The organism is Paraburkholderia terricola (genome assembly GCF_900142195.1).
GTDB lineage: Bacteria > Pseudomonadota > Gammaproteobacteria > Burkholderiales > Burkholderiaceae > Paraburkholderia > Paraburkholderia terricola.
The window spans coordinates 22,138-28,224 of the sequence record NZ_FRAB01000065.1 but is presented as its reverse complement, the minus strand read 5'-3'; the positions used below and the strand labels follow the sequence as shown (position 1 = coordinate 28,224).

Genomic DNA, 6,087 nt, shown 5'->3' with positions numbered 1-6,087 from the left:
GGTTGTTTTACCAACCGGTCGCTCACTCAACGTACTGACGAATGATCATCCTGTCTTTCAACAGGAAAACCTTCCTTTCATTACTGTGTGAGACTTGATACTTTCGCTCCCGGCAGACCCCGAAGAATCCACCGCGCGCCGCGCATCAAGCGCCCACACTTATCGGCTGTTAGTTTTTAAAGATCGGTTGCGCATTCACCACCGTCACGACGCCCCCTTCAACCACCCGGCACCGCTTCGTTCTGCGTCGCTGCATCTGCAGCAGAGAAACGAGATTATGGAGAACTTCCGTCACGCCGTCAACAGGTTTTTCCAACTTTCTAACCCGTCCGACCTGCCGCAAACCCCCGCCATTGCTGGCTCTCCCGCTTCCCGCGCCCCGCTGTCCGAGGCACGAAAGAGCGAGATTCTAGCGACCCCGAACGGGCCTTGCAAGCGTTATTTTGATGAGCATCAATTGCGCCAGAATGGGCGCGAAGAAAGCACAAACTAGGAGACGAAACCAGTCCGAGTCCGAGAGCAATACAGCGACTCCAAACGGACTCAATCAACCGCCCGATTGCGCATCACTCGCTCGACGATCTCCAGATAGTGCTCCAAACCGGGCGTCGCGCGGTTTTCTTCTTTTGCGCGATCGTCCCATTGACGCAGACGCAACGCATCTTCCGCGTGAGGCTTTTGCAGGAATGCCGCGACTTCCTCCTTACTGAAGACGCCGCCTTGCAATTCAAGGCTTCGCACCGAATCAGGGGAAAGCAGGCCAAAGTACCCGTCGTCGATTGCGCACAGGCAGCGCTTTGCGTCGACGTGCAAGCGGATCGGCTCCAATACCGCGTCCGGGAGCACAGGCCGCAAGAACGGCAGCGCGAAATACTGATGCAGATCGTCGATACCACGCTGCGTCGGCGTGTCGCCTTGCAGATTCAGAAGATGCCCGACGTCGTGCAAGAAGGCGGCGGCGACGAGATCATCATCAGCGTCCGCCTCCTCCGCCAATGCGCCACTCTGCAACGCGTGTTCGAGTTGCGTCACCGGCTCGCCGCTATATGCGAGATTGCCGTATTGCTCGAACAACGATCGGATGTCGTTCAGACTCAATGCCACCGATTACTCCCACGGGAATGAAAAAGTCTTCAGATTGGGACAACCTTTCGTCGCGTACTGAACGACTTCCTTTTAGCCGAACCCGGCACTTCGATACAGCCGAACCGCATTGGCTCGACCCAATAGCCCGGCGCCTCCCACGCGTTGACCATTCCCACGCGCAGTTCATTGATGAAGCGCGTAGTGACGTCCTCCCGTTCGCACACACGCTGGACGACGAGCCGAACGACGCTCCATTTGCCGATACGAATGTGGTCACCGAACGCTCGCCTTAAGCCGCGGCACTGAAGCCCGAACTGCCGCGTCGTCCCGCGACGCCGCATTCACGACGCCTGCAGATGATTCAACGCGACGTCGAAGATATCGAAGTTGCGCAGCCGTTTGCCACCCGCGGCAGACGGCAGGATCTCGACGCGCCGATTGAACAACAACGGCACGATCTGCTCCGAAATACCGCCGTGCGAGCGCAACGGCACGGTCAGTCCGGAAAGATCATGCTCATCGCGCCGCGTGCCGAGCACTACATGTCTGGCGCTGACAACGACGATATCGCCGACGCGGTCGCTCGGCAGCTCGAAGCGTTCGCATGCGGCGCGCTTATCGAGCACGACATCGATGCCCGGCAAGCCGCCGATCCGTTCGATCACCTGCGCGACGCTCGCCTCGCGCGGCAGATAGATCGTCGCGAATGAACCGAGCGCGCCGTGATGCACCACGTAGGGATCGGTGATCGGCAAGATCACGCGCGCCTTCTTCACGCCGAGCCAATCGTCCAGCACGTCCTGCAGATAGATCACATTCGGCTCGCCGGTTTGCGGATCGTGCTTGGCGTTCATGCCGTGGTCGGCGGTGAGGCCGATTATCCAGCCGAGCGCGTCGAGCTTCGCGAGATAGCCGTCCATCATCGAGTAGAACGCATTTGCGCCTTGCGTGCCCGGCGCGCATTTGTGCTGGATGTAATCGGTGGTGGATAGATACATCAGATCGAGCTTGCGCGTTTCGGCCAGCCGCACGCCGGCGGCGAACACGAACTCGGACAAAGCCGCGCTATACACATCCGGCAACGGCAAACCGACCAGATCGAGCACCTCGCCGATGCGGTTTTTCTCGCGCGTCACCTTGTCGGCTTTTTCCGCCGAGAAGCAGATGCCCTTCAGTTGCCAGCCGAGCAGCCGGCACAGCTTGTCTTTCGCGGTGACCACGGCGACCGTCGCGCCCGCTTCGGCCGCAGCCGCGAGCAAGGTGCCGGCGCGCAGATAGGCGGGGTCGTTCATCATCACTTCCGCGCCCTCGCCGCCGTTCGCGTCCGGGTCCCAGAAGTAATTGCCGCAGATGCCATGCACCGACGGCGGCACGCCGCACACGATCGACAGGTTGTTCGGGTTCGTGAACGACGGAATCACACAGTCGCCCTTGAACGCCGCCCCGCCCTCGAGCATCTTGCCGATGAACGGCGCCACGCCCGCCGCGGTAGCCGCTTCGAGATAATCGAATTCGCAGCCGTCGACGCACACCACGACGGTCGGTTGCGAGGGTAGGCGGTAGCCGCGCCCGTTGACTTCGATCGTACGTTCGCCTGCATTCGCCATCGTTACCGTCCCTGCGTGTCGAGCACGCGTGCAGTTACCAGTTCGTAGTCAAACTGTTGCAATACGTCGATCGTGCGACGTCCGTCACGTCCAACGGTCCGGCCGATTCGCACGCGTCACGGGCGCGCGCCGCCATTCACACGCGTCTGCATTCGCACGGCGCGCAGGTTGGCCATTGTGCGATGGTCGGCGCGCCGTCATGAGACACCAACACGAAACATCAGAAGTTGCCTGTCAGTTCACCCCGACGACGCGGCACGCGAGCCGCGATCAGCAGCAGCGAGGCCCGGCGAGACCAGCAGCAGAATCAACGACAAAGCCGAAGCCGAAGCCGAAGCCGAAGCCGAAGCCGAAGCCGAAGCCGGCAGATAATAGCCGCGCTCCACTTGCCCGACGACGAGGACCGGCACCGTCGCGAAACCCGGCGGGTACACCGTGAGCGTAGCGCCGGGTTCGCCGAGCGACAACGCGAAGCCGAGCGTGAGGCTCGCGGATCGCCGGCACGAGTTGCGGCAGCACGACGAGCCGCAGCACCATCGAACGCGGCGCACTGAGGCTTGCCGCCGCTTCGCGCGGAATCGTCAACACAGGTCGCGGGGCGGCCGCGCCATGCCGCGTGAGCGTGGCTGTCGCGCCTCGCTCCGCGTGGTGGAGATGCGCGATTGCGGGAAGCTTGCCGCTTCTCTTCAGCCTGGCTTGCAGTCTGCTTGCGATCTTCGCGCTGCCTGCCATGTCTGAACGGGCAGAAGAATCACAGCTTTGGATGACAAGTCCATGACCGTCGCATCGGATTGAACAAAGCGACACAACTCGCCAATCACATGCAAATCACGTGCAAATCGAATTTTCCGGTCGAGCGGAGCGACGAACCTTGATCTGCCGACGGAAGCTCATATAACAACCGCGCCTTCGTGAAGCACGGCACTCCCGCCAAGCAAAATGAAACAGCGCAAACGGCCCGGCCGCTCGAACGCTCAGGCGATCACGATTTCCGGCCCGTGCGCCGCGATCGCCTTGCCGAGCGTTTTTTCCGGCGCGAGTTCGGTCACGAGATAACGCGCCGATTCGATCCCGTTGATGCGCACCGGCGTCACACGTCCGAACTTCGAATGGTCGGCGACGATCACCACCGTATCGGCGGCGGCGATCATGCGGCTGCGCACTTCGGCGGCCATGCGGCTGTAGTCGGTCAGAAAACCATCCGGCGAGATGCCGCCTGCGCCGATGAACGCGAAGTCCGCGTGATACTGGGTGAGTTGATGGACGGTGTCGAGCCCGAAGGTGGCGTCTTCGATATCCGACAGTTCGCCGCCGAGCAACGTGATGCGGTTGTCGTTGCGGCGGCCCAGCAGCAGCGCGATGCGCCAGTCGTTCGTGTAAACCGACAGACGATGCCGGTCGAGCAGCGCCCGCGCCACCGCTTGCGTGGTGCTGCCCGAATCGATAATCAGCGATGCGCCATCGGGCACGAACTCGGCCGCGCGCTCGCCGATCGCACGCTTCGCGCCGGCGTTGGCGGCTTCGCGCGTGTCGAGGTCGGGCTCGCGCCGGTCGCTCGACAGCGCGCCGCCATGCGTGGTGACCAGCAGACCGCGCCCGGCGAGCGCGTTCAGATCACGGCGGATCGTTTCACGCGACACGTTCAGTTCGCGCACGAGTTCAGCGACCGAGAGCGCGCCGGTTTTGGCGACTTGCGCGAGGATGTATTGGTGACGTTGTTCTGCGAGCATTGACGGCTTTTCCTTCATCATCCGCGAGAGGCTGGTCACGCGGGGCATTTCTTCATCAAAGGCCCTTCAGATAAGGGCTTTTTGTATCGACCGTTTGCGCACCAAGAAACAGCTACGGTCGTCGTCTGCAAGTTGCTAAACGCTAGACATGGGCATAGCTCTTTTTCGCTCGTTAGCCGAAAACCTACGCCGACCACGCGATTTGATGCCAAGGCTGCCAAACAGCTAAAACCTGGTACTTACATGAGCTTCGACGCGTCCCCGGGCCTTCGTCTGGAAGCGACCGCATCGCGGCGCAGTTGGACCTACCGATTCAAATCGCCCGTCGATGGCCGGATGCGTCAACAGAAGCTGGGAGAGTGGCCAGCAATGTCGTACGCTGCCGCGATAGTCGAATGTCGAATGTCGAATGGCAAGAGATTCGGCAGCGCCACGACGCTGGGGAAGACCCTGTTCTCACACGCAAGGCATCCAATCGGACTGTGACGGCTTCGACGCCGGAATCATACACGGTGCGAAAACTGTGTGACGACTTCCTCGCCCTTGTGGCGAAGTTGGGTTCCGGTGCTGCCGCAGGAACGGCCAAAGACGCTGCGGAGCGGGACCTCGTCGTGCTTGCCGTCAAATGGTGGAACGTACAGGCGGCGCTGTTTTCGGTCGGCGACCGGACGGGCCGGATCCTACGTTCAGTGAACGGTTCGTCCTTCCTACGATCGACTGACCAGGGAGGACGTGGCGCTTCACAATGACCCTGTCGTTATTCTCTTTGTGGCCGTCGCAACGATCACACCGGCTGGCGCAACGACGCTGGCAAGGGTTTCCGGCGCTCATTCCGGCTATCGGCGCTCGTTGCCCCATATGGCAGGCATAGCGATTGCCTTGGGATCGATGGCCGCAACCGCCGCAGCGGGGTTGGCGGCCTGGTGCTGGTTCGGCCGGCATTGCTACCAGGTGTTAAGGCAAGCGAGACCGACGCCACATTGTTGCTACATTACAGAAGCCTCGTTGTAGCAACCGATCGCACCGAAATGTGCGATCACGATTCATCAGTCGAACTTGACCAAGTCCTTAAAGATCAGTTGACCCCAGCTATTTCCACGCGCCTGCACAAGCAGTCCACCTTCCGAAAGCCCGCCAAGTTTGATCGGCGAGAAACCGAGATTTTCCGCAAGCGTACCAATCTCCGCTGCGGCGCCGTCATCGTCGCTCGCCAGGAACACGACTCTCCTGCCGCCATGTACGGCCGGATCCTGGTCAAGGACAGCAGCGCCCAGATGATTGAAGCCCTTAACCAGTCTACCGCCAGTGAAGGCCTGTGCGACGACCCTGGAAGAAGGTTGTCCGCCCAGTTCCTCAGGGGGCACGCCGTAGGCATTGGTCACATCGACGATGGTCTTCCCCTGCCAGTTGGACAGCGCGTTCGCGACATCCTGGTGCGACTCGAAACGGACAGCCAGAAAGACGATGTCCGCCTTGACCGCTTCCGCCAGTTTTTTGGCAACGATCCCGGGTCCGATCGCGGCCGCAGCGGATGCAAAGCTTTCCGGGTCGCGAGTGGTTGCAACGGATACTTCGATGCCGCTTCGGGCAAACGCCCTGGCAAGAGCCTGGCCGATCTTGCCGAAGCCAATAATTGCGTAGCTCATATATTTTCCTTCGGTTTA

Annotated in this window: 6 protein-coding genes and 1 pseudogene; 2 read left to right on the top strand and 5 right to left on the bottom strand. The window is 61.0% G+C overall.

Annotation, left to right across the window (positions count from 1 at the left end; genetic code table 11):
• The first annotated feature begins 94 nt into the window (after positions 1-94).
• Positions 95-493 (top strand): hypothetical protein, encoded by a 399-nt coding sequence (locus BUE39_RS34620; RefSeq protein WP_143032032.1) that lies wholly within the window; start codon positions 95-97, stop codon positions 491-493.
• 50 nt (positions 494-543) lie between these two features.
• On the opposite strand, the gene BUE39_RS31530 is transcribed toward BUE39_RS34620, so the two are convergent.
• From BUE39_RS31530 to BUE39_RS31510, 4 genes and pseudogenes are all read right to left on the bottom strand, one after another.
• Complete coding sequence (locus BUE39_RS31530; RefSeq protein ID WP_073432543.1) at positions 544-1,104, bottom strand: phosphonate degradation HD-domain oxygenase; 561 nt, start codon at positions 1,102-1,104, stop codon at positions 544-546.
• A gap of 323 nt (positions 1,105-1,427) precedes the next feature.
• A complete protein-coding gene (gene phnA, locus BUE39_RS31520; RefSeq protein WP_073432541.1) occupies positions 1,428-2,693 on the bottom strand; it encodes a phosphonoacetate hydrolase in 1,266 nt (421 codons plus the stop codon).
• Positions 2,694-2,913: 220 nt separating this feature from the next.
• Positions 2,914-3,308: pseudogene (locus tag BUE39_RS31515) on the bottom strand (hypothetical protein); the annotation flags it as partial.
• 359 nt (positions 3,309-3,667) lie between these two features.
• On the bottom strand, positions 3,668-4,423 hold the full coding sequence (locus BUE39_RS31510) for a DeoR/GlpR family DNA-binding transcription regulator (protein ID WP_073432544.1): 756 nt from the start codon (positions 4,421-4,423) through the stop codon (positions 3,668-3,670).
• Between the two features lie 395 nt (positions 4,424-4,818).
• On the opposite strand from BUE39_RS31510, the gene BUE39_RS35785 reads away from it, so the two are divergent.
• A complete protein-coding gene (locus BUE39_RS35785) occupies positions 4,819-5,172 on the top strand; it encodes a hypothetical protein (protein ID WP_235005006.1) in 354 nt (117 codons plus the stop codon).
• A 297-nt stretch (positions 5,173-5,469) separates the two neighbouring features.
• Here the strand turns inward: BUE39_RS35785 and BUE39_RS31505 are convergent, their stop codons facing one another.
• Positions 5,470-6,069 (bottom strand): NADPH-dependent F420 reductase, encoded by a 600-nt coding sequence (locus BUE39_RS31505; protein WP_073432540.1) that lies wholly within the window; start codon positions 6,067-6,069, stop codon positions 5,470-5,472.
• Positions 6,070-6,087: the final 18 nt, after the last annotated feature.

Bases quoted from the DNA above. Each gene is read 5' to 3' on its own strand.
- phnA (WP_073432541.1), bottom strand. From the start codon at position 2,693: ATGGCGAATGCAGGCGAACGTACGATCGAAGTCAACGGGCGCGGCTAC.
- BUE39_RS31510 (WP_073432544.1), bottom strand. From the start codon at position 4,423: ATGCTCGCAGAACAACGTCACCAATACATCCTCGCGCAAGTCGCCAAA.
- BUE39_RS35785 (WP_235005006.1), top strand. From the start codon at position 4,819: ATGTCGAATGTCGAATGGCAAGAGATTCGGCAGCGCCACGACGCTGGG.
- BUE39_RS31505 (WP_073432540.1), bottom strand. From the start codon at position 6,069: ATGAGCTACGCAATTATTGGCTTCGGCAAGATCGGCCAGGCTCTTGCC.